This is a genomic window from Catellatospora chokoriensis, assembly GCF_011297315.1.
GTDB classification, from domain to species: Bacteria; Actinomycetota; Actinomycetes; order Mycobacteriales; family Micromonosporaceae; genus Catellatospora; species Catellatospora citrea.
This window is the reverse complement of record NZ_JAAOTI010000042.1, coordinates 37699-58404: the sequence shown is the minus strand read 5'-3', so window position 1 is coordinate 58404 and position 20706 is coordinate 37699. Positions and strand designations below refer to the sequence as shown.

General features: G+C 71.7%; 21 protein-coding genes and 1 pseudogene. 14 read left to right on the top strand and 8 right to left on the bottom strand.

What is annotated here, in order from left to right; genetic code table 11:
• Positions 1-5 precede the first annotated feature (5 nt).
• On the bottom strand, positions 6-455 hold the full coding sequence (locus HAV39_RS39045; RefSeq protein WP_203736589.1) for a MarR family winged helix-turn-helix transcriptional regulator: 450 nt from the start codon (positions 453-455) through the stop codon (positions 6-8).
• Between the two features lie 371 nt (positions 456-826).
• On the opposite strand from HAV39_RS39045, the gene HAV39_RS39040 reads away from it, so the two are divergent.
• The 4 genes from HAV39_RS39040 (at position 827) to HAV39_RS39025 (ending at position 4025) form a co-directional block, all read left to right on the top strand.
• Positions 827-1300: a VOC family protein gene (locus HAV39_RS39040; protein ID WP_191844137.1), complete on the top strand. Its 474-nt coding sequence runs from the start codon at positions 827-829 to the stop codon at positions 1298-1300.
• Positions 1301-1385: 85 nt separating this feature from the next.
• The gene (locus tag HAV39_RS39035; RefSeq protein WP_191844136.1) at positions 1386-2870 is read left to right on the top strand and encodes a dihydrolipoyl dehydrogenase family protein; all 1485 of its coding nucleotides are present in this window, start codon (positions 1386-1388) and stop codon (positions 2868-2870) included.
• A 35-nt stretch (positions 2871-2905) separates the two neighbouring features.
• Positions 2906-3811 carry an NmrA family NAD(P)-binding protein gene (locus HAV39_RS39030; protein WP_191844135.1) on the top strand — a complete coding sequence of 302 codons (906 nt, stop codon included), beginning with the start codon at positions 2906-2908 and terminating at the stop codon, positions 3809-3811.
• Positions 3812-3854: 43 nt separating this feature from the next.
• Positions 3855-4025: a hypothetical protein gene (locus HAV39_RS39025; protein ID WP_191844134.1), complete on the top strand. Its 171-nt coding sequence runs from the start codon at positions 3855-3857 to the stop codon at positions 4023-4025.
• A 122-nt stretch (positions 4026-4147) separates the two neighbouring features.
• Here HAV39_RS39025 and HAV39_RS39020 read toward each other — a convergent pair whose 3' ends face one another.
• Together HAV39_RS39020 and HAV39_RS39015 are read right to left on the bottom strand one after the other, a co-directional pair.
• Positions 4148-4513: a hypothetical protein gene (locus HAV39_RS39020; RefSeq protein WP_191844133.1), complete on the bottom strand. Its 366-nt coding sequence runs from the start codon at positions 4511-4513 to the stop codon at positions 4148-4150.
• Between the two features lie 58 nt (positions 4514-4571).
• On the bottom strand, positions 4572-4889 hold the full coding sequence (locus tag HAV39_RS39015; protein WP_191844132.1) for a hypothetical protein: 318 nt from the start codon (positions 4887-4889) through the stop codon (positions 4572-4574).
• Between the two features lie 324 nt (positions 4890-5213).
• Here HAV39_RS39015 and HAV39_RS39010 point away from each other — a divergent pair, with 324 nt between their 5' ends.
• From HAV39_RS39010 to HAV39_RS38985, 6 genes are read left to right on the top strand one after another with little or no spacing between them, the layout of a single operon-like run.
• The gene (locus HAV39_RS39010; RefSeq protein ID WP_191844148.1) at positions 5214-5837 is read left to right on the top strand and encodes a flavodoxin family protein; all 624 of its coding nucleotides are present in this window, start codon (positions 5214-5216) and stop codon (positions 5835-5837) included.
• Positions 5838-5840: 3 nt separating this feature from the next.
• Positions 5841-7070, top strand: coding sequence for an MFS transporter (locus HAV39_RS39005; RefSeq protein ID WP_191844131.1), 1230 nt, complete (start codon positions 5841-5843; stop codon positions 7068-7070).
• Entirely contained in the window at positions 7067-8287 is a 1221-nt protein-coding gene (locus tag HAV39_RS39000) for a glycosyltransferase (RefSeq protein WP_191844130.1), read from the top strand. Before HAV39_RS39005 ends, HAV39_RS39000 begins: the two co-directional genes overlap by 4 nt.
• On the top strand, positions 8274-9371 hold the full coding sequence (locus HAV39_RS38995) for a hypothetical protein (protein WP_191844129.1): 1098 nt from the start codon (positions 8274-8276) through the stop codon (positions 9369-9371). The genes HAV39_RS39000 and HAV39_RS38995 overlap by 14 nt, the downstream gene beginning before the upstream one ends.
• Positions 9368-10771 (top strand): cytochrome P450, encoded by a 1404-nt coding sequence (locus HAV39_RS38990; RefSeq protein WP_191844128.1) that lies wholly within the window; start codon positions 9368-9370, stop codon positions 10769-10771. The genes HAV39_RS38995 and HAV39_RS38990 overlap by 4 nt, the downstream gene beginning before the upstream one ends.
• Positions 10765-11775, top strand: coding sequence for a glycosyltransferase family 2 protein (locus tag HAV39_RS38985; RefSeq protein ID WP_191844127.1), 1011 nt, complete (start codon positions 10765-10767; stop codon positions 11773-11775). Before HAV39_RS38990 ends, HAV39_RS38985 begins: the two co-directional genes overlap by 7 nt.
• 13 nt (positions 11776-11788) lie before the next feature.
• On the opposite strand, the gene HAV39_RS38980 is transcribed toward HAV39_RS38985, so the two are convergent.
• Positions 11789-12886 (bottom strand): aldo/keto reductase, encoded by a 1098-nt coding sequence (locus tag HAV39_RS38980; protein WP_203736588.1) that lies wholly within the window; start codon positions 12884-12886, stop codon positions 11789-11791.
• 405 nt (positions 12887-13291) lie between these two features.
• Between HAV39_RS38980 and HAV39_RS38975 the strand changes: the two genes are divergently transcribed.
• A complete protein-coding gene (locus HAV39_RS38975; protein WP_191844125.1) occupies positions 13292-16039 on the top strand; it encodes a transglycosylase domain-containing protein in 2748 nt (915 codons plus the stop codon).
• 69 nt (positions 16040-16108) lie between these two features.
• Here HAV39_RS38975 and HAV39_RS38970 read toward each other — a convergent pair whose 3' ends face one another.
• Both HAV39_RS38970 and HAV39_RS38965 read right to left on the bottom strand, forming a co-directional pair.
• Entirely contained in the window at positions 16109-17080 is a 972-nt protein-coding gene (locus tag HAV39_RS38970) for an aldo/keto reductase (RefSeq protein ID WP_191844124.1), read from the bottom strand.
• A complete protein-coding gene (locus tag HAV39_RS38965; protein WP_191844123.1) occupies positions 17061-17441 on the bottom strand; it encodes a MerR family transcriptional regulator in 381 nt (126 codons plus the stop codon). The genes HAV39_RS38970 and HAV39_RS38965 overlap by 20 nt, the downstream gene beginning before the upstream one ends.
• An 80-nt stretch (positions 17442-17521) precedes the next feature.
• Between HAV39_RS38965 and HAV39_RS43470 the strand changes: the two are divergent.
• Positions 17522-17596, top strand: a pseudogene (locus HAV39_RS43470) (flavoprotein); the annotation flags it as partial.
• Positions 17597-17649: 53 nt separating this feature from the next.
• Here HAV39_RS43470 and HAV39_RS38955 read toward each other — a convergent pair.
• Positions 17650-18159 carry a hypothetical protein gene (locus HAV39_RS38955; protein ID WP_191844149.1) on the bottom strand — a complete coding sequence of 170 codons (510 nt, stop codon included), beginning with the start codon at positions 18157-18159 and terminating at the stop codon, positions 17650-17652.
• A gap of 2 nt (positions 18160-18161) precedes the next feature.
• Positions 18162-18893 carry a DUF4304 domain-containing protein gene (locus HAV39_RS38950; protein WP_342355598.1) on the bottom strand — a complete coding sequence of 244 codons (732 nt, stop codon included), beginning with the start codon at positions 18891-18893 and terminating at the stop codon, positions 18162-18164.
• 208 nt (positions 18894-19101) lie between these two features.
• On the opposite strand from HAV39_RS38950, the gene HAV39_RS38945 reads away from it, so the two are divergent.
• Together HAV39_RS38945 and HAV39_RS38940 are read left to right on the top strand one after the other, a co-directional pair.
• A complete protein-coding gene (locus tag HAV39_RS38945) occupies positions 19102-19833 on the top strand; it encodes an SMI1/KNR4 family protein (RefSeq protein ID WP_191844121.1) in 732 nt (243 codons plus the stop codon).
• A 112-nt stretch (positions 19834-19945) separates the two neighbouring features.
• Entirely contained in the window at positions 19946-20692 is a 747-nt protein-coding gene (locus tag HAV39_RS38940; protein WP_191844120.1) for an alpha/beta hydrolase, read from the top strand.
• Positions 20693-20706 lie beyond the last annotated feature (14 nt).

The window sequence follows — 20706 nt, the reverse complement described above, 5'->3', positions numbered from 1 at the left end:
CTGCCTCACTCGGCCCAGGGCTCGAAGCCGGTGTCCAGGACGCCTTCGAGGGATGTCCGCAGCCGCAGCGCCTCGTCCTGGCCGAACTTCTCCTCGAACCGGGCCTGCACCGCCCGCCACAGCGGCAGCGCCGCCTTCATCCGGTCGAGACCGTCCGGGGTGAGCGCGACGATGCGGGCGCGGCGGTCGGCCGCCGACGGCTCGACCGTGACCAGGCCCTCCCGGGCGAGGGGTTTGAGGTTGGAGGCCATCGTCGTGCGGTCCATGGCGATCATGTCGGCAAGGCTGCCGATCGTCATCTCGCCGTACGCGCCGAGCTTCTGCAGGATGCTGAACTGCGTCGCCCGCAGCCCGCTCGGGGCGAGGGCCTTGTCGTAGGTCGCGCCCAGATACCTGGCCGCCTTGCGCAGCGCCAGGTTGTTGCACGGGTCGGGCGTCGTGGTCGCTGTGGTCACCGTCTCCTCCACGCCTCTCGCCAACCCATGGTACGAGCATATGCTCGCACCTGCGAGGAGCCGCTGGTCAGGCCCCCTGGGCGGCATGCCTGGCCGGGCGGGGGTCCGGGTCGGCGCGTTGTCGCCCGACCAATAGGAGCATATGCTCGTATCGTTCCCGCCGGGCCCCGGAGCCCGGCATTACGAAGCGGTGACCATCAGGCGTTTCGGTAGTAGCCGCCCGGCTGCGACGCGACGATGGACTAGCGGTGCGCACCCGCCCTTCGACCAGGGGAACACCTGGCGACCGGCCGCCGTTGAGAGTGCCGGGGCCAGAAATAGTAGACCGGTCGACTTACTGACCGCCCTAAGGAAAAGGAAAGAAGTACCTCATGAAGCTCAAGCTCGAACTCCTGATCCTGCCCGTATCGGATGTCGATCGGGCCAAGGCCTTCTACGAGCAGGCAGGATTCCGCCTGGACCTCGACAAGGCCGCCAACGAGCAGTGGCGTGCGGTGCACCTCACCCCGCCCGGCTCCGAGGCCTCGATCATGTTCGGCCAGGGGCTCACCACCGCCGCTCCGGGCTCGGTTCAGGGCCTGTACCTCATCACGGACGACATCGACCAGGCCCGCGCGGACCTCGTCGGCCGCGGCATCGCCGTGAGCGAGGTGTTCCACGACGCCAACGCGCTGGTGTACCACGGCCACGGGGGCGGCGACATCACCCACGACGGCCCCGGCCAGGGACGCGTGCCCGGCGCACACCCCGAGCGTGCCGACTACGGCTCGTTCGCCACTTTCAGCGACCCGGACGGCAACGGCTGGGTGCTTCAGGAGGTCAAGAAGCGCGCCCCCGGCCGCTGACCCGCCTCCGGTGCCGCACCAGCCCCTCCGAACTGGTGCGGCACCCCCGCCGATCCACCGACCCGACCCAGCTACAGGAGCATCGATGACCGAAGCAGCGACGAACGCGGCCGACCGCACCTATGACGTGATCGTCATCGGGGCCGGCCCGGTCGGTGAGAACGTGGCCGACCGGACCAGCGCCGCCGGCCTCAGCACCGTGATCATCGAGCGTGAACTGCTCGGCGGTGAGTGCTCGTTCTGGGCCTGCGAGCCCAGCAAGGCACTGCTGCGGCCGGTGATCGCCCGTGCCGAGGCCCGCCGCGTGCCCGGGCTGCGCCAGGCGGTCGCCGGGCCGCTGGACGTCGCCGCGGTGCTCGCCCACCGCGACGAGATCTCGAACCACTGGCGCGACGAGGACCAGGTCGACTGGCTGAACTCGGTCTCGGTCGACCTCATCCGCGGCCACGGCCGCCTTGACGGTCCGCGCCGGGTCACCGTACGGACCCCCGACGGCGGCACCGTCCGGCTGACCGCCCGCCATGCCGTCGCCGTGTGCACCGGCACCACCACGGCCCTGCCCGACACCCCCGGCCTGGACTCGGTACGGCCGTGGACCAACCGGGAGGCGACCACCGCCGACCACGCGCCGGGGCGGCTGGTCATCGTCGGCGGTGGCGTGGTCGCCGTCGAGATGGCCGCCGCGTGGCAGGCCCTCGGCTCGCAGGTGACCATGCTGGTCCGCGGTGACGCGGGACTGCTGTCGAAGATGGAGCCGTTCGCCGGGGAGCTGGTCGCCGACGGGCTGCGCGAGGCCGGCGTCGACATCCGGTACGGCGCCTCGGTGGCGTCGGTGTTCCGCGAGGGCCGCGAAGTACGGCTGACGCTGGGCGACGGCACGAAACTCGCCGCCGACGAGATCCTGTACGCCACCGGCCGCGCCCCGTCGACCCGCGACGTCGGCCTGGACACCGTCGGCCTCACCCCGGGCGACTGGCTGACCGTCGACGACACCGGCGTGGTCACCGCCGTCGCCGAGGGATGGCTCTACGCCGCGGGCGACGTCAACCACCGGGCGCTGCTGACCCATCAGGGCAAGTACCAGGCCCGCATGATCGGCGCCGCGATCGGCGCGCGGGCCAACGGCGAGCCCGTCGACGAGACGCGCTGGGGCGCGCACGTCTCGACCGCCGACCACACGGCGGTGCCCCAGGTCGTGTTCACCGACCCGGAGGTCGCCTCGGTCGGCCTGACCACGCGCGAGGCCGAGCGCACCGGCCGCCGGATCGAGGTGGTCGACTACGACATCGCCCGGGTCGCGGGCGCGCACCAGTACGCCCAGGGATACCGCGGCCTGGCCCGCCTGCTCGTCGACGTGGACCGGGGCACCGTCGCCGGCGCCACCTTCGTCGGCCCCGGCGTCGGGGAGCTGCTGTATTCGGCCACCGTCGCGGTCGCGGGCGAGGTGCCGCTGGAGCGGCTCTGGCACGCGGTGCCCGCCTTCCCGACCATCAGCGAGGTGTGGTTGCGCCTGCTGGAGACCTACCGCGACCGCCACCAGCCCCGCCGTACGCCGCCGGCGCATTCCTGAGCGCCGGTTCCACTCATCCCGAAGGAGATCAACCCATGGCAGCCAGTGACCTGGTTCTCATCGCCGGCGCCGGTGGCGTGGGCAGCACCGTGCTGGAGAAGCTACGCGCCCACGACGTCCCGGTCCGGGCCATGGTGCGCCGCGACGACGACCGGGCGGCCGCGCTGCGCGCACTCGGCGCGGACGTGGTCCTCGGCGACCTGACCCGGCCCGAGACCGTCGCGGCCGCCCTGGACGGCGTCGGAGCGATGTACTTCGCGATGCCCGTGTCCCCGGACCACCTGCTGGCCGCGACCGTGGTGGCCAGCGTCGCGCGGGAGTACGGGCAGCTGTCCGGCCTGGTCGACATGTCGCAGATGACGGTGTCGCAGATGACGGCCACCAGCACCGACGAGTCCCACCAGCAGCGGCTGCACTGGCTGGCCGAGCAGGTGTTCAACTGGTCGGGCCTGCCGGTGATCCACCTGCGGCCGACGTCGTTCCTGGACAACCCGCTGTTCACCACGCTCGCGGCGATGTCGATCCAGAAGGAGGGCACGATCGCGCTGCCCTTCGGCACCGGCCGCACCTCGCCGGTCGCCGTCGACGACGTCGCCCGGGTCGCCGCCGCCGTGCTGCGCGACCCGGCACCGCACGTCGGGCACGTCTACGAGCTCACCGGGCCGCGCACCGTCGACATGACGCAGATGGCCGAGGAGTTCTCCCGGGCGCTGGGCCGCCCGGTGACCTACACCGACGTGCCGCTGGACCTGTGGCGCGCCGAGGTGCTGTCCAAGGCCGCCCTGCCGCCGCACACCGAAGCGCACATCGCCACCATGGCCCGGCTGCACCACGAGAACCGGTACGACCGCGCCTCCGACGACGTCGCACGCGTCACCGGCACACCCGCCCAGACGATCGAGGAGTTCGTCGCCGCCCGCCGGGACTTCTACCTGGGCTGAGCCACCCCTGGCCAGCATCACCGACCGCAGAGGAGACGACGCCATGCGTACCGCACCCCAGCGCCCCGACGGTGCCGAGACCGACCGCCGGGCCCGCTTCGGCACGCTGCCCAAGCAGATCCGCCCGGAGGAGATGGTCGAGGAACGACCGGCCACCACCCCGGCGGACCACGCCTACAACCCCGACGAATGGCTCGTCCGCTACGCGTGGTGAGCCCACTCGACCGACGATGGAGGATTCCGATGCGCCTGCCCAAGCCCCTCATGGTCCTGTCGATGGCGATGCTCGCGGCCAGCGTCGCGATCGCGTGCGCCGCTCAGGTCGTCTGACCGCGCTCAGCTCGCCCCGGCCAGTTCCGCCGGGGCGAGCGCCAGGCCGTAGTTCTGGCCGCGTTTGCGCACCTGCCACAGCCCGCTGACCGTGCCCCGGTCCACGAGCTTGCACATCAGCACGTCCAACAGGTCCGTCATGAACATCGGGTAGGTCAGCCCGGCCGTGTCCCGCCACACGAAGTACGGTGTGGTGCGGCCGCGGGGGCCGGTCACGAGCGTCAGGGTCGCGGCGAACGGTTCGTTGCCTTCGGACCAGGCCTGGTCCTGCTCGGGGCGCAGCCGGCCCCAGACGGGGATCCGGCTGGGATAGTGCTCCAGGTTCCCGTGATCGTCGACCGGGTAGCGGTCGAGCCCGTTCGTCGCTGCCATGACGGCGATCATGCATGCAGGGTGTGACACCCTGCCGCGGTCCGTCCGGCCACGACAATCAGCTCGGCCGGGGCGCCCGGCGCGTTGAGGCGACCGCGCAGTCCGGAGCTTTGCAGTCGCGGCGGTCCCGGTGGATGCGGAGGTCGTTGACGCTGATCCGCACCACGCTCACGGCCGGGCGGGAGGGCCCGCGGCGCCAGTACGCGCGCTCGTTCTCCGCCGCCCGCTCCGCCTCGGCCTGGGCCAGCCGCGGCGCCACGAACTCGTGTGTACGCCAGTCCGGCCAGTCGCGGCGCACCGCGAACACGACCGCCCCGTCAGCCAACCGCCGCCGCGCCAGGCCGAACCAGCCGACACCCACCCACAGGCCACCCATGCCCCGAACCCCCGGTCAACGCGTCTGCCCCCACCGCGCCGCCCGGTGGGCCGACGCCGAACCTCCATGGTCGTGGTGAATCGACGGTCACCCACCGTTACGTCGGTGATCTGTCCACCGCCGGGTGACCTCACCGGCGGGGCCCTATGGCAGCCGACCTCGGTCCCGCCAGTCCACGCTTTGAGACATGCACATGCATGGCACCGTTTGCGGTCTTGCGGAACCTAGACTCCTCAGGGGAACGAGCAGTCGGCGCACGGGGAAACGCTGACATCGCGCGACGAGGCGCACCCAGCGAGCCTCCGCACAGATGATCAGGTGAGCATGAAGATTCTGGCGATCAACGGATCCGAGCGCAGCCGCGGCTCGACCTGGCTGGCCGCGCAGGAGGTGGCCTCGCACGCCGAGCTGCGCGGCTGCCGGACCGACATCATCAACCTGGCAGAGAAACGGGTCCTGGCCTGCGACTGCGGCGCCTGCAACTCCCGGCCCGACCCCTGCCCCGTCGACGACAGCGTCGGCGAGGTCGTCGCCGCGATGATCGAGGCTGATGCCGTCGTGCTCGCCGCCCCGGTCCACGGGTTCGGGCTGTCCTCGCTCATGCAGACCTTCATCGAGCGCGCCGGGGTCGGCCACCTCAGGTTCACCCGGCCGCTCACCAACACCATCGGCGCCGCGATCGTCGTCGGCCGGCGCTACGGCCACCTCGACGTGCACGCCCAACTGCTGCACAACCTACTGCTCAACCGCTTCATCCTGGTCGGCAGCGGCTTCCCGGTGACCATCCACTCCGGTGGCGAGCAGGGCATCCTGTCCGACACCGAGGGCATGGACGCGCTGCGCCGCACCGTCGACCGGATCATCGACGTCGGCACCGCCCTGATCGAGTCCGGGACCAGGCTGCCGCGGCCCGAAGAGGTCGAGCGGCGCGTCGGAAGGACCGGCTGACCCGTGACCGCGATCGCCGAGGCCGAGTCCCCGGCCGGCAGCGGGCTCGGCCTGCTCGTCGCCAGCAAGTTCGCCTCCACGGTGGCGTACTCGATCCTGTGGGTGCTGCTGCCGCTGCACGTCTACCAGGCCAGCGGGTCCGCGCTCGTCGCCGCGCTGGCCTCGGCGGTCAACGTGCTGCCGTTCCTGCTGTTCGGCATGCTCGCCGGGGCCGTCGTCGACCGGTCCTCGCCGACCCGGGTCATGGTCTGGATGGAGACCGGCAACGCCGCGGTGCTGCTGTGCGTGCCGCTGCTGCTCGCCACCGTCGGCGCCCCGCCGCTCGCCCTGATCGCCGTCGGGTTCGCCTCGGCCACCGTGTACGTGTGGTTCGAGGTGGCCAGTTCCGCGGCGATACCGTCCGTGGTCGGCAAGGCCGGGGTGTTCCGTGCCAACAGCTACCTGTGGATGGCCGCGACGGTCGTCACGTCGATCGCCGCGCCGGTCGGGTTCTTCCTGCTCGACGCGCTGCGCCTCGGGCCGACGTTCGCCCTGCTCGCCGGCTGCTACCTGGTGTCGGCGCTGCTGATCGCGATGATGCGGCTGCCGGCCGCCGCCCGGCCCGATCCCGGCCGGGCACGGGAGCCGGGCGCGATCTGGGCGGGCCTGCGGTTCATCGGCGGCCAGCCGCTGCTGCGCGCGTACACGACCGTCAACGTCGGCGTCGGGATCAGCGCCGGCGCGGTGTACGGGATGCTCGTCGTCTTCGCCTCGCGGGCGCTGGGCCTGGCCACCGACGACTACCGGATGGCTTGGATCATGACGGCGTCCGGGGTCGGCGCGCTGCTCGGCGCGCTCGCGGCCCGCCGCCTGAAGACCGCGCCGCCGGTCGGCACCGCCCGGTGGCTGATCGGGGCCGACCTCGTCCTGCTGCTGGCCTACGCCGCCGCCCCGAACTGGGCCGTCGCCCTGGCCGCGCTGCTGTGCTGGAACACCGTGCACACCTGCTTCATGGTCGTGGGCATCTCGGTACGGCAGATGGTGACGCCGTTGAGCCTGCAGGGCCGGGTCAACGCGGTCGGCCGCATGATCGCGTGGGGGTCGGTGCCGCTGGGCACGCTGCTGTGCGGCTGGCTCACCGAGGTCGTCGGGCCCCGGCAGGCGCTGGCGCTGCTCGCCGTCTGCGCGCTGGCCAGCCTGGTCGTCGCCGTGCGCACCCCGCGCACGCTCACCGTGGAGGAAGCAACCTCATGACCACCCGGCCCCCGTTGCGGGTCCTGTTCGTGGCGTTCAGCCGCTCCAGCCTCGGCCACGTCACCCGGATGCGCACCGCCGCGCAGCGGTTCCAGCTGGCCGGCCACCAGGTCGCCGTCGCCGCGCACGCCGAGGTGCGCCCGATCGTCGAACGGGCCGGGCTGCCGTGGATCGGCATCGACGAGATCGGGCCCGCGCCGGTCTGGCGCGGCATGAACGACGTCACGGAGCTGCGGGCGTTCGCCCGGACCCGGCTCGCCAGCCCCGAATACGTCGAGACCTGCCTGGCCGACGAGCTGCGCGCCATCGACGACTTCGGCCCCGACGCCGTGGTCAGCGACATGCGCAACACCGCGTCGGTGGCCGCCTCGATGCGCGGGCTGCCCAGCGTCACCTGCCACAACCTGCGCCTGTTCCGCCATCCGATGCACGCCGTGCTGCCCGAGGTCCTGATCACCCTGGACCAGCTCGGCGTCGCCGACGCCCATGCCCGCAAGGTGCTCGGCGACGCGATGCTGGTGCCCGACCTGGCCGTGCTCGACCCGCTGTCCGAGGTGCCCGCCGAGACGATGGGCCTGGTCACCAGCCTGGTCTCCGAGATCCGCCACATCGGCGCCCTGGTCCCGATCGAGCTGCCCGCCGCGCCGGTGCGCACCGAACGGGCGCCACTGCTCAACATCACCCTCGGCGGCAGCGGGGCCGGGGACAAGGACCTGCTCCGCGTGGTCGCCGCCGCCCGCGGGCTCGGCGTGCCCCTGGCGGTGACGCTCGGTGTCGAGGGCGACGGCACCGAGGCGCTCGCCGCGCAGGTGCGCGTCGCGGCCGGGGACGCCGACGTCGACATCGCGGGGTTCCGGCACGACGCGGTCGACCTCATGGCCCGTGCGAGTGCCGCCGTCGTGCACGGCGGCCACTCCTCCCTGATCGAGGGCCTGCTCTGCGCCACGCCGCTGGTGTTCGTGCCGCACTCCGCCGAGCAGCGCGGCAACGCGGGCCGGATCACCGACCTCGGCCTGGGCGCGACCGTCGAACCGGACGACCCGGCCGAGACCATCGCCGCGAAGATCAGGTCGATGCTCGCCCCGCCGGACCGGGCGGTCCACACCGCCTTCGCGCAGACCCTGCGGGCCGCCGACGGCGCGCAGGCGATGGTCGAGCACGTGGAGCGCGCCGTCGCCCTGCACCGCATCACCAGGAGCAGCCATGCCGCACAGTGACGGCGACGTCCGCCTGTCGACAGTGATCATGACCCATCCCGCCCGGGCCGCCCGTGCCCAGGCGCTCGCCGAGCAGCTCGCGGCGCTGTCCCCGGTCCTGGTCGTCGACACCGGACCGGCCGGGCGGGGCAATCTCGGCAACGCGGTGCGGGCCTGGGCCGCGGTCGGCGCCGACGCGACCCACCACCTGGTGCTGCAGGACGACGTCATCCCGTGCGGCGGTTTCGCCGAGCAGCTGCACCGGGCCGTGCGGGCCCGGCCCGACGACGCGGTCAGCCTGTTCTGCGAGTGGGGCTCGCGCACCGCGGGCCTGGTGCGCGCCGCCGCCTGGCAGGGCTGGTCCTGGGCGCGGGCGGTCGACGTCTACACCCCGTCGCAGGGCCTCGTGCTGCCCCGGCGGGCGGCGCTCGACTTCGCCGCGAGCGTCACGGACCCGACCGGCGCGGACGATCTCGCGCTGTCGGCGCACCTGCGTGCCACGGGGCGGCGCACCGTGGTCACGGTGCCGAACCTGGTGGAGCACGACGACCACCTGAGCCTGACCGGCAACGGCTTCCAGGGGCTGCGGCACGCCGCGTGCCCCGCCGCGGACGGCGCGCCCGTCGACTTCGGCACCGCCGTGGCCGGCGAGGGCCTGACCTGGGTGCCGTGGGCGTCCTGGATGCGGGTGCACGCCGAGTGGTTCTTCTGCGGCGACCAGGGCGAGCTCACCTGGCTCGGCGAGTTCGCCGACACCAGGCTCCCCGACGGCCTGCGCAAGGCGGACCTGTCCGACCGGTTCTACGCCGACCTCGCCGCCGCCGATCCGGCGCTGCCCGCCGCGGTCAGCGAGCTGACCTTGTTCGAGTACTGGACGACGTACTTCGCGCTCGGGCTGACCATGCCGGGCAGCACCCGAGCCGAGCCCGGCCCGCTGGCCACGGGCGCCTTCGCGACCGCGTTCGCGGGCCTGTTCCGGCGCTACCTGCCGATGCCGACCGTCGCCGCGCTCCAGGCACCGGCTGGGCAGTTCGCCGCGGCGGCCTTCCGGCGGGGAGCCGACGCCGACCTCGACCGGCCGCACGCCGGCTGGTACGCCGGATGAGCCGTCCGGTGCCCGGCCCGCCGCCGCACCGCTGGCTGGGCCGGCGCGGCAACGCCCACGCCTACGCCGCGGACCCGGTCGCCTACACCGCGCGACTGCACCACGACTTCGGCCCGGTCAGCGGGCTGGTGCACGGCGACGGCCGGCAGGTGTTCGTGTTCGGCGCCGAGCACAACCGGGCCGTGCTCACCGACGGCGACCGCTTCCACACCGTCCTGGAGTACGCGATCCCGGCCCGGATCCGGCGCGTGCGCCGCGGCATCGGACTGCTCAACATGAACGGCCCCGCGCACCGGGCCGCCCGGCACACCGTGACGCCGTCGTTCCGGCCGCAGGCGATGGGCCGGCATGCCGAGGTCATCGCCCGCATCGCCGCCGAGGAGGTCGACTCCTGGATCCCGGGGCAGGCGTTCGACCTGACCGCCAGCATGCGGCGGCTCACCCTGCGGATCGCCTGCCGGTGCTTCTTCGGCGTCGACATCGCCCGCGACGCCGAGTCCGTCGGGCACCTGGTCCAGCAGATGCTGGCGCTGCGCTACTTCGCCTCGTCGATCCGCTACTTCCCGTTCGACCTGCCCGGCACCCCGTACCGGCGGCTGCTCACCGTCATCCGGCGGCTCGACGACGCGCTGGCGTCCATCGTGGACGCCAGGCGCACCGCCGGCGACCCGCCCGACCTGCTGCAGTCGCTGCTGGACAACCGCGACGAGCACGGCAAGGGCCTGTCCGACGACCAGCTCGTCGGGCACCTCACCACGCTGCTGGTCGCCGGGCATGAGACCTCCTCCAGCACGCTGTCCTGGGCGCTGATCCTGCTCTCGTTGCACCGGTCCGATCTGGACGAGGCGCTCGCCGACGTCGAGCACCGCACCCCCGAGGAGTGCGCCGGATCCGCGGTGCTCGACCGCACCCTCAAGGAGACGCTGCGGCTGCTGCCGCCCGGCCCGAACACCTCGCGGATCGCGGTCGCCCCGGCCGTGCTCGGCGGGCATGAGATCCCCGCCGGATGCCAGGTGGTGACCAGCAAGTACGTGACCCACCGGGACCCTGCCCGGTTCCCCGAACCGCTGCGGTTCCGGCCCGAGCGATGGGCGACCGCCGACCCGGGCCGGTACGAGTACCTGCCCTACGGCGCCGGCCCGCATGTGTGCATCGGCGCGGCCTTCGCCGACCTGGAGATGAAGATCGTGCTCGGCACGATCCTGCGCCGCCACGTGCTCGTCCCCGTGCCGGGCAGCCCGATCTCCCGCGAGGTCGGCCTGCTCATGTCACCGAAGGGGCCGGTGCCCGTCATGGCGCACCCGCGCACCGCGGCACCCCAGCGCCACGACCCGGTCGACGGCGACCTCAACGAGATGGTGGACCTGTACGGCGACGAGCGGTGGAGACTCGGATGGTAGAACGGCTCCCGGTCAGCCTGGTGATGGCGACCTGCGACAAGCGCGAGTACCTCGCGCTCACCCTCGAGTCGCTGCTCGTCCAGACATACCCCGGCTTCGAGGTCGTGCTCTGCGACGACGGCACCGCCGGCGGCGTCGAGGACGTGGTCGCGCCCTTCCGCGACCGGCTCGACATCCGGCTGGTCACACAGGACAACCGGGGCCGGGCCGCCGCCCGCAACACGGCGCTGGCCCGCGTCGACGGCGAACTGGTCGTCTTCATCGACGACGACCGCATGGCCGGGCCCGAGTTCGTCGCCGAGCACGTCGCGGCGGCGCTCAGCGGACGCGACGGCACGATCGGCTGGAAGCGGCGGGCGCTGACCTGGTGGCGGCCCGGCATCCTCCCGCTCGGCGAGCAGGACCTGTTGCGGCTGGTCGGCCGGGTCGGCGACGCCGAGCGGCTGGCCGAGCCGATCCATCTGCTCGCACCGGGCGAGCTCACCGCCGACCCCGCAGCCGCCTTCGCCCGCACCGAACTCGGCGACGAACCCGACAACTACCATGCGATCGTCGAGGCCTACGGCACCGGGCTGGACGACTTCCGGTTCGGCTGGGCGCTGGCCACGACCGCGAACCTGTCGGTGCCGCGGGCCGCGGTCAAGGAGGTCGGCGGCTTCGACGAGTCCTTCACCGGCTGGGGGCTGGAGGACACCGACCTGAGCTACCGCCTCCACCGGGCCGGGGTGACGTTCTCGGTGAGCACCACCGCGATCAACTACCACCAGGTGCACCCGCTGGCCCACCCCGACCCGACGGTGGCGCTGCGGATCATGCGCACTCAATTGCTGCGCAACCTGGACCACTTCTGCCGCAGGCACCAGGCCCTCGACGCGTACCTGTTCCGCCGGCGCTGGGAGCACGCGATGACCCTCGCCGAAGCCGACCGGCTGCTCAAGCTGGTCGAGCAGCAGAGCGACCCGCTGCTGCGCCGGGAACTCGAGGCGCTGTACGCCGCCCGCTGAGCCGTCGACCGGGTCAGCGGGCTGCCGGGGCCGCACCGTTCCAGATCGGCGGTGCGTATCCCGCCGGCTTGTCGCCGATGCCGAGGCCGGGGCTCACGATCCAGGACTGGTAGCCCGGGGTGAACATCGCGTACGGCCCGCCCGGCTCCGGCGCACCGGCCTGCTCCAGCCGCTCGCGCAGCTCGGCCGGGATGGTGAAGTCGAGCGCGCCCAGGTTGGCGTCGAGCTGCTCGGCGCTGCTGGCCCCGATGATCACCGAGCCGACGGCGGGCTGGGTCGCCACCCAGTTGACCGCCACCTGGGCCATGCTGCGGCCGAGTTCGGCGGCGACCTTCTCCAGGGCGTCGATCACAGCCCAGTCGCGCTCGGCGACCTGCTGCGCTCCCCCGCCGCCGAGCCGGCCGTCGCCCGCCAGGCCGTCGCCGGTGCGCCGGTACTTGCCCGACAGCAGGCCGCCGCCGATCGGGCTCCAGGCGGTCAGCCCGATGCCCAGCGACTGTGCCATGGCCGGATACTCGGCCTCTATGCCGCGGTTGACCAGCGAGTACGGCAGCTGCAGGTTGATCATCGGGGTCAGCGCGTGGGCCTCGGCGAGGCTCTGCGCGCGGGCGGCGTACCAGGCGGGCACGTCGGACAGCCCCGCGTAGCGGATCTTCCCGGCGCGCACCAGGTCGTCGAAGGTGCGCACCACCTCCTCGACCGGGGTGATCCGGTCCCAGGTGTGCAGCAGGTAGAGGTCGACGTAGTCGGTGCCGAGCCGGCGCAGCGTCGCGTCCAGCGCCCGGATGACGTGCTTGCGGCCGTTGCCCGCGGCGTTGGGGTCGGCCGGATCGACGGTGTTGGTGAACTTGCTGGTCAGCACGACCCGGTCGCGCACCCCGGCGGACGCGATCAGCCGGCCGAGGATGGTCTCGCTCTCCCCGGCGGTGTAGAAGTCGGCCGTGTCGACGAAGTTGCCGCCGCCGTCGAGGTAGCGCCGGAAGATGGGCTCGGCCTCGCGCTCGGTCTTGCCGTATGCGGCGTGGAATCCGCTGACGCCGAAGTTCATCGTGCCCAGCGCCAGCCGGCTCACCCGCAGTCCGGACCTGCCGAGCAGGTAGTAGTCGTTCACAGCTGCCGTCCCCAGTGGTTCTCGGGCGCTCCAAGATTGGACCGCTCGGTCCAACTTAACGCCAGAAGAATGGACCGTCAAGTCCAGATCTTGCATTAGTCCTGGTCAGCGTATGCACGCGCAGCCGTCGCTGGCCGCGATCGCCGCATTCGCGTACGCCACAGGGTTTGCCGGTCTTTGCCACGACTTCCGGCACCGTGGTGTCTTGCCGGACTTCACCCGATTTGTGAGGCAGGATGTCGGACGTGGAGTGACCTTCGCGCGCAGGTCGCCCTCGCCGCCCATGAGATCGGTTTCTTCCGGGGGCCGAGCGAGGCCGTCAGCGCAGGCCCCACCGGCGGTGGTCGACCGCCTTCCCCCTGTCCACGCGCCCAGCACAATCCCCGACCGGAAGGGTTAGCACCGATGACCACGCCCCCGGCACCCGGCTCGACCGGCGCCTCGGCGCCATCCGACGGCCCAGGAACACCTCCGGGCGCCAGCGCCCACCCGAACCCGAACGGCCCCGGCGGCGTCCGGGGCGGTCACGGCCGCACCAACGGCGGAGGCCACGGCCCGACACCGGTCGGCCCGGCCCCGCTGCGCCCCGTCGCCGGACGCGCCACCGTGCCGTCCGCTTCGGGCCGCGCCACTGTCGGCGGCCCGCGTGTGCCCGCCGGACGCGTAGGCGCCGGCGGCAGCGGCCGCCCCGGCACGGGCGGCGCGCCCCGCACCGCCGTGCTGCCCAGCGGACGCGGCAGCGACGGCGACCAGCCGGACGTTCAGTCCGGCGGCAAGGGCACCGGCCGCAAGAGCAGGCTCGGCCGGTGGAGGTGGCGCAGCATCGTGCTCGCCTCGGCCGCGGTCGTCGTCATGCTCGCCGGCGGCGGCCTGATCGGGGTCGCCTACCTCTACGACTCGGTGCCCGAGCCCGCGGACTTCAGCCCGAACGAGAACACCTTCGTCTACTCGGCCGACGGCGCGCAGATCGCCAAGCTCGGCGGCGAGAACCGCGAGATCGTCTCGATGTCCAGGCTGTCCGACGAGGTGAAGGTGGCTCTCATCGCGGGCGAGGACAAGAACTTCTTCAACCACCACGGCATCGACCTGTGGGGCGTCGCCCGCGCCGCCTGGAACAACATCACCGGCGGCGAGACGCAGGGCGCGTCCACCATCACCCAGCAGTACGCCCGCAACGCGGCCAAGGACCTCGAGGTCACCTATGCCCGCAAGCTGCGCGAGGCGGTGATGGCGCGGCGGCTCGAAGAGGAGCACTCCAAGGACGAGATCCTCGGCTTCTACGTCAACACCGTGTGGTTCGGCCGCGGCTCCAGCGGCGTCGGCGCGGCGGCGAAGGCCTACTTCGGCAAGGCCGCCGACCAGCTTACGGTCGAGCAGGCTGCGGTGCTCGGCGCGGTGCTCAAGCAGCCCGAACCCAACGAGTACGACGGCACCAAGGGTTTCGACCCGCACCTCAACCCCGACGCCGCCCGGATCCGCTGGAACTACGTGCTCGACAACATGGTGGAGATGGGCAAACTCGACCGCCAGAAGCGCGCGGCCATGGTGTATCCGGACAAGACGCTGCGCAAGTACTCCGCCAAGTCCGGCGAGACGGGCGTCCAGGGCACCGGCACCGGTTTCGTGATCACGAAGTACGTCGAGCGGGAGATGGCGGCGTGGGGCATCACGGACTGGCGCAACAAGGGCTACCGGATCACCACGACGATCAACTCCAAGGCCCAGAAGGCGCTGGAGGCGCAGCTCTTCCGCACGTTCGAGTGGAAGGAGACCTGCCACGGCAAGGGCGATGAGAAGGAGTGCACCAACGACGTCGTCAAGGCGGTCGACCACAAGGTCGACGGCGTGTACACGAAGATCAAGGGCTATCCGAAGAACGTGATCGCGGCCGGCGTCGCCATCGACCCGAGGAACGGCCGGGTGCTGGCCTACTACGGCGGCGCCGACGGCACCGGCATCGACTACGCCGGAAAGATCAACGAGGGCACGATCTGGGAGGACGGCGGCCACCCGCCCGCGTCCTCGTTCAAGGTCTACACCCTCGCCGCCGCGATCGACGCGGGCATCTCGCTCAAGTCCACCTGGGACCCGACGCCCATCGTCGCCACCGGCAAGAAGAAGAACTGCGACAAGTACAAGCTCTGCCCGTACGAGGTGGAGAACGCCGGCCGCGACGCCGGCAGCCTCAAGTGCAAGCGCAAGTGCACGCTGCAGGACGTCACCCGGCTCTCGCTGAACGTCCCGTTCTTCAAGATCGCCAAGAAGATCGAGCCGAAGAACGTCGTCGCCATGGCGCACGCCGCGGGCATCAACACGATGTGGGCCGTCAGCGACGGCAAGGCGCGCGACCTCACCAAGCCCGAGACCGACACCAGCCGGGCCTCCTTCGACTACCAGGTCGGCTTCGGGCAGTACCCCATCACCGTGCTCGACCACGCCACAGGCATGGCGACCTTCGCCAACCACGGCATCTACAACAAACCGCACGTCGTGATCAAGGTCGAGAAGAAGGACGAGCGGACCGGCAAGTACCAGCTCGTGCCGAACACCGGCGAGGTCAGCAAGGCGGAGCGGCGCATCCGGCAGGAGGTGGCCGACGAGGTCACCGGCATGCTCAAGCAACTGCCCAAGAGCTACTACCGCGCGCTCGCGGGCGGCCGCCAAGCCGCCGCGAAGACCGGCACCTGGGAGAGCAAGGTCCAGGACAAGGCCCACTCCAACGTATGGACCGTCGGCTACACGCCGCAGATCGCCGCCGCCATCTGGGTCGGCAACGTCAAGAACGCCTCGGACCCGATCTACCGGCCCAAGGCGCTCGGCGGCGGCAACATCACCAGCGTCGGCCTGCCCGCCGAGATCTGGCAGGGGTTCATGAACCAGGCCCATGCCGACATGAAACTGCCGCTGGAGCCCCTGGCCAACGGCACCAACGGCAAGCTCGGCGAGGTCGAGGGCGTGGGCGACGGCGTCGAGCCGTCGAAGAAACCCAAGCCGAAGGACTGCACCCCCATGCCGATCTGCCTGCTGGCCAGCCCGAACGTGCCCGGCAACGCCGCCGTGGTGCCGTCGCCCTCCGTCGGCGAACCCGGGCCAGGGCCAGGGCATGGGCCAGGGCATACGCCACCAGGCCCGGAGCCGTCCGCCACCGACTGAGCGGACCGGTTCGTCCGGCCAGGGGCCGTCGCGCCACACGGCGACGAGACGGCCCCTGGCCGGACTCCGTCAGTGGCCGACCATCGCCTGTGCGAACGCCGACAGCCGGGCCCCGGCCGCAGCGCCGAGCCCGCTCAGCGCCGCGAGCTGCTCCGCAGTCAGCACGACGTCGGCGGCCGCGACGTTCTCGGCCAGGTGCGTGCGGCGGGTCGTGCCCGGGATGACATGCACGTCGTCGCCCTGCGCCAGCACCCAGGCGATGGCCACCTGGGCCGGGGTGCACCCGGCCGCGCCGGCGATGTCGCGGATCCGGTCGACCAGCGCCAGGTTGTGATCGAGGTTGCCGGCGGCGAACCGCGGGTGGTTCAGCCGGTTGTCGCTGTCGTCGAGACCAGCCGTGGACCGGATCGTGCCGGTGAGCAGGCCGCGACCGACCGGCGAGTACGCCACGATGCGGATGCCCAGCTCCCGGCACACCGGCAGCACCTCGTCCTCGATGTCCCGGCTGAACAGCGAGTACTCGATCTGCAGGGCGCTGATCGGGTGCACCGCGTGCGCCCGCCGGATCGTCTCCGCGCCGACCTCCGACAGGCCCAGATGCCGCACCTTGCCCTGCGCGACCAGGTCGGCCATCGCGGCGACGGTGTCCTCGATCGGAACCTCGGGGTTGCGCCGATGCAGGTAGAACAGGTCGATCACGTCGACGCCGAGCCGGCGCAGCGAGTTCTCGCAGGACTCTCGGGCCCAGCCGGGGCTGGAGTCGACCCGGTGCACGCCGCCGTCGCGGCGGATGGCGAACTTGGTGGCCAGGAAGACCCGGTCCCGGTTGCCGGGCAGGAACCGCGCCAGCAGCTCCTCGTTGCGGCCGTCGCCGTATGACGCCGACGTGTCGAAGTGCGCCACGCCCAGCTCCAGTGCGCGGTGCAGGGTGGCCAGCGACTCGTCCTGGTCGGCCGGGCCGTAGTTGGTGCTCATGCCCATACATCCCAGACCGAGCGCTGGGATGGCCGGCCCGGCGGGGTCAATCAGTCTTTTCTCCATCAAGGAACCCCCGATATCTGGTGATCTTCCGGTCGATGACGGCAAGGTCGCGCTCCAGCTCGCTGATCTGGCGCAGCACCGTCGTACGGTGCTGTTCCAGCAGCTCCAGCCGCTCCCTGCGGTTGTGCGTGCCCGCGCGGACCAGCTCGATGTAGCGGAGCATCTCCCGCACCGGCATGCCGGTGGCGCGCATCTTGGTCAGCAGGTCGAGCCGCTCGACGTCGCGCAGCCGGTAGCGGCGCCGCCCCGCGTGGTCACGCGGAATCGGGTCCAGCAGCCCGACCTGCTCGTACCAGCGCAGGGTGTACGCCGTCAGCCCCGTCTTGGCCGCTACCTCGCCTACCGACAGCCCTTCCTCCATGCCGCCCAGCCTCGCAGTTGGAGCGCACTCGAAGTCAAGCCGCCGCCGCGACAGGTGTGAGGTGCCGCCAGGGGCGGAAGATGAGGCCGGTCGATGCTCTGATCATCGCGCCGGCCACCTACAACACGATCAACGAACTCGCGCTGGGTATCGCCGACACGTACGCCCTTCCTCGCCTCGGTCGAAAGCCCCAGGCAGGAGACTTGATTTATCGGAGTCCGCCAGCATCCATCCCGGCGATGCCGAGGGCCTCGGTGAATTCGAGGATTCCGTCGCCGAACGGACCGGGGCGCTCCTCGATGGCGGCCGCGAGTCGATCGGGGTTGACGACGAGGCTGGCCTTCTCGGCCCACGCCAGCAGTCCGGCGACGGCCCGGCTGTTGAGCGGCTCGAATCTGCCGTCGTCGTCGACGAGGGCCCGGACCATCAGCTCGTTGAGGTAGAACTCGACGGCGCCGCCGGAAGGATCGGCCGCCGTGGCAAAGGCGCAGCCGCTGTCGAAGACCGATAGCGCGATGGCCGGTGCCGCGGTCTCCAGCGCGAGGTCATTGGCCAGGTCGCCGGGTGCGGTGTCGTCGACCGGGCCGAGGAACCCGATCCGCCAACCGTCGGCGCGTACGTTGTCGGTCACGGCCACGAACAGGTCGTCGACGCACGCCAGCTCGTCAAGCCGCGTGTCGCCGGTGCGGGCGACGATGACAAAACCGGAGTAGCCCACGATCATTCCTGCCGTTCGGCGAGGCGCTGGTTGGCGATTGCCAGGGCGCTGGCGGCCAGCGAGTCGGGGCCGCTGCCGTGCCAGCCCGCAGTCTCGGCCGCGACCGCGTCCACGTCGCCGCGTTCAGCATGTGCATAGGCGCGGATGATGCCGTCGTTCCACGTTCCGTCCGGCCAGCGGCCCGCCTTCCATCGCCCGGAGGCGAGTTGCTCGGCGCGGGCCCGGGCGGATCGTTCACGGTCCTCCTCGACGGCGGCGAGCATCGCGTCGAAGTCACCCAGCCAGCTCTTCATTCGGGGCACGTTCTCCGCCAGCCAGGCCCGCACGACGGTGGCGGCGCGTGCTACGTCGGCTTCCATGGACAACGAGAACTTGTGGTCGGGCAGCGCCGCGGTGTCGCCGGTCGCCACCAGACGATGGCGCCAGACGCCGTGGTGCGGCATGGCATCACGGCGCGGATCGTCCTCTCCGAAGTGGTACCGGAGGTGCGGGGCGAGCAGCACCCCGACGTTGATGAAGAACTCGACCTCTCCCCACAGCGCGGTGGTGCGCTGGATGTCGAGGGCGATGCCGTTGCCCTCGGGGTCGAAGTACCGGAAGACCGGCCCACGGCGGGCAAAGCCGACGGCTGCCAGGTCGGCTTCGATGAGTTCGACGAACCGTCGTAGCAAGGCGTTCACGAGGCGGCACGGTACCGTCCCATGACAGGCCTCACATCCGGGCACCCCGTTCATGATCTCCACTTACCTGCCGGCTACGCCGTGCCGTCAGATACGCCTGCGGCGATAACGCATGGTCACCAGCCAAGGCTGCAGATCCAGGAACAGCGACCATATGACTACCGGAGCCTGCCAGTAGTTGGTTCGCCAGAGGCGCCTGGCCGTGGAGATCCGAGCAGCCTGAGCGGGCTGTGCCGGAGCCGGGTGTCAGTAGGGTGGCGGCATGTTGGATGGCTTCGACGCGCTTCACGCGCTGTGCGGCGAGGAAGGAGACCGCAGCCGCGGGTGGAGGTTCGTCTTCGCCCTGGCTGCGGCATGCGGCCGTCCGGTGGTCGATGGCGACGGAGTCCACGCCGACCGGTTGCAGGCGGCTGAGCGGCGGCTCGGCATCGAACTCCCGGCCGCACTGCGTGAGGCTTACCGACTGTTCGGGCGACGGAGGGACCTGACCTCCGCGCAGGACCGTCTCCTGTCGCCCGACCAGCTGCGGTGCGATGCCGACAACGTTCTGGTGTTCCGCGTCGAGGCACAGCACTGCGCGTCGTGGGGCGTGCCGGCCGAGGCGGTCGACCGCGACGACCCACCGGTCCTGATGAACACCGGCGACCGCTGGGTGCCGTACACCGACCGGCTGTCGATCGCCCTGGTCGAGATGGTGCTGTCGGAGGCGATGTTCTCCGGTGATGAAGGGTGCGTCGACAACCGGGACCTCGATGACGCCGCCAGCGAGGCGATCCTCGCCACGTTCGAGCGCCTGCCGCTGCCGGACCTCCCGTTCTGGGCCGGGATGGACGGGCCGCCCGTGCGCTGGTTCGCCGGGCCCGACGTACTGCTGCGCGACGACGGCGGAACGTGGCTGTGGATCCACGGCCGCACCCCGGCAGCGGTACAAGCCGTGCGGAACAGGCTCCCGGGCGAATGGCTCATGGTCTCGGCAGACGAGGACCGCGACTAGCCCACCGCTCCGAGCTCACCCGCTCGCACCCTGCCCTCGGCGGCCGGGGCATGGCAGTATGGCGGCACCCGTCACATACGGGCCGTCATCGAAGCCGCGACCGGGAGCAGCCATGGACAACGCCATCGACCACGCTCCCCTGCACCATGACGGTGACAGCGGCATCGGTGTCGTGGTCTGCCACGGCTTCACCGGCTCGCCGCACAGCATGCGGCCCTGGGCCCGCCACCTGGCCGCGCAGGGCTGGTCGGTCCGGCTGCCGCTGCTGCCGGGCCACGGCACCAGCTGGCGCGACGCCAACCGCACCACCTGGCAGGACTGGTACACCGAGGTCGAGCGCGCGGTGACCGACCTGCGCCGGCACTGCACCTCGGTGTACGCCGTCGGCTTGTCGATGGGCGGCACCCTCGCGCTGCGGCTCGCCCAGCAGCACCCCGACCTGGCCGGTGTCGTGCTGGTCAACCCGGCAGTCACGATGCTGCGCTGGGACGCGAAGCTGCTGCCCGTGCTCGGCATGGTCCTGCCGTCGGTGCCCGCGATCGGCAACGACATCGCCAAGCCCGGCGTCGACGAGGGCGCCTACCCGCGCACGCCGGTGCGGGCCGCGGCGTCGCTGCGCCGGTTCCAGGCGGTCGTCCGCGCCGACCTGCCCAAGGTCGCCCAGCCGGTGCTGCTGTACCACTCCGCCAACGACCACGTCGTAGAGCCGGTCAACAGCGAGATCGTGCTGAAGAACATCACGTCGGCCGACGTGCAGGAGGTCGTGCTGCAGGACAGCTACCACGTGGCGACGCTGGACCACGACGCGCCGCGGATCTTCGACGGCAGCGTGGACTTCATCCGGCGGCTCAGCAGCTGACCCGTCGGAGTCAC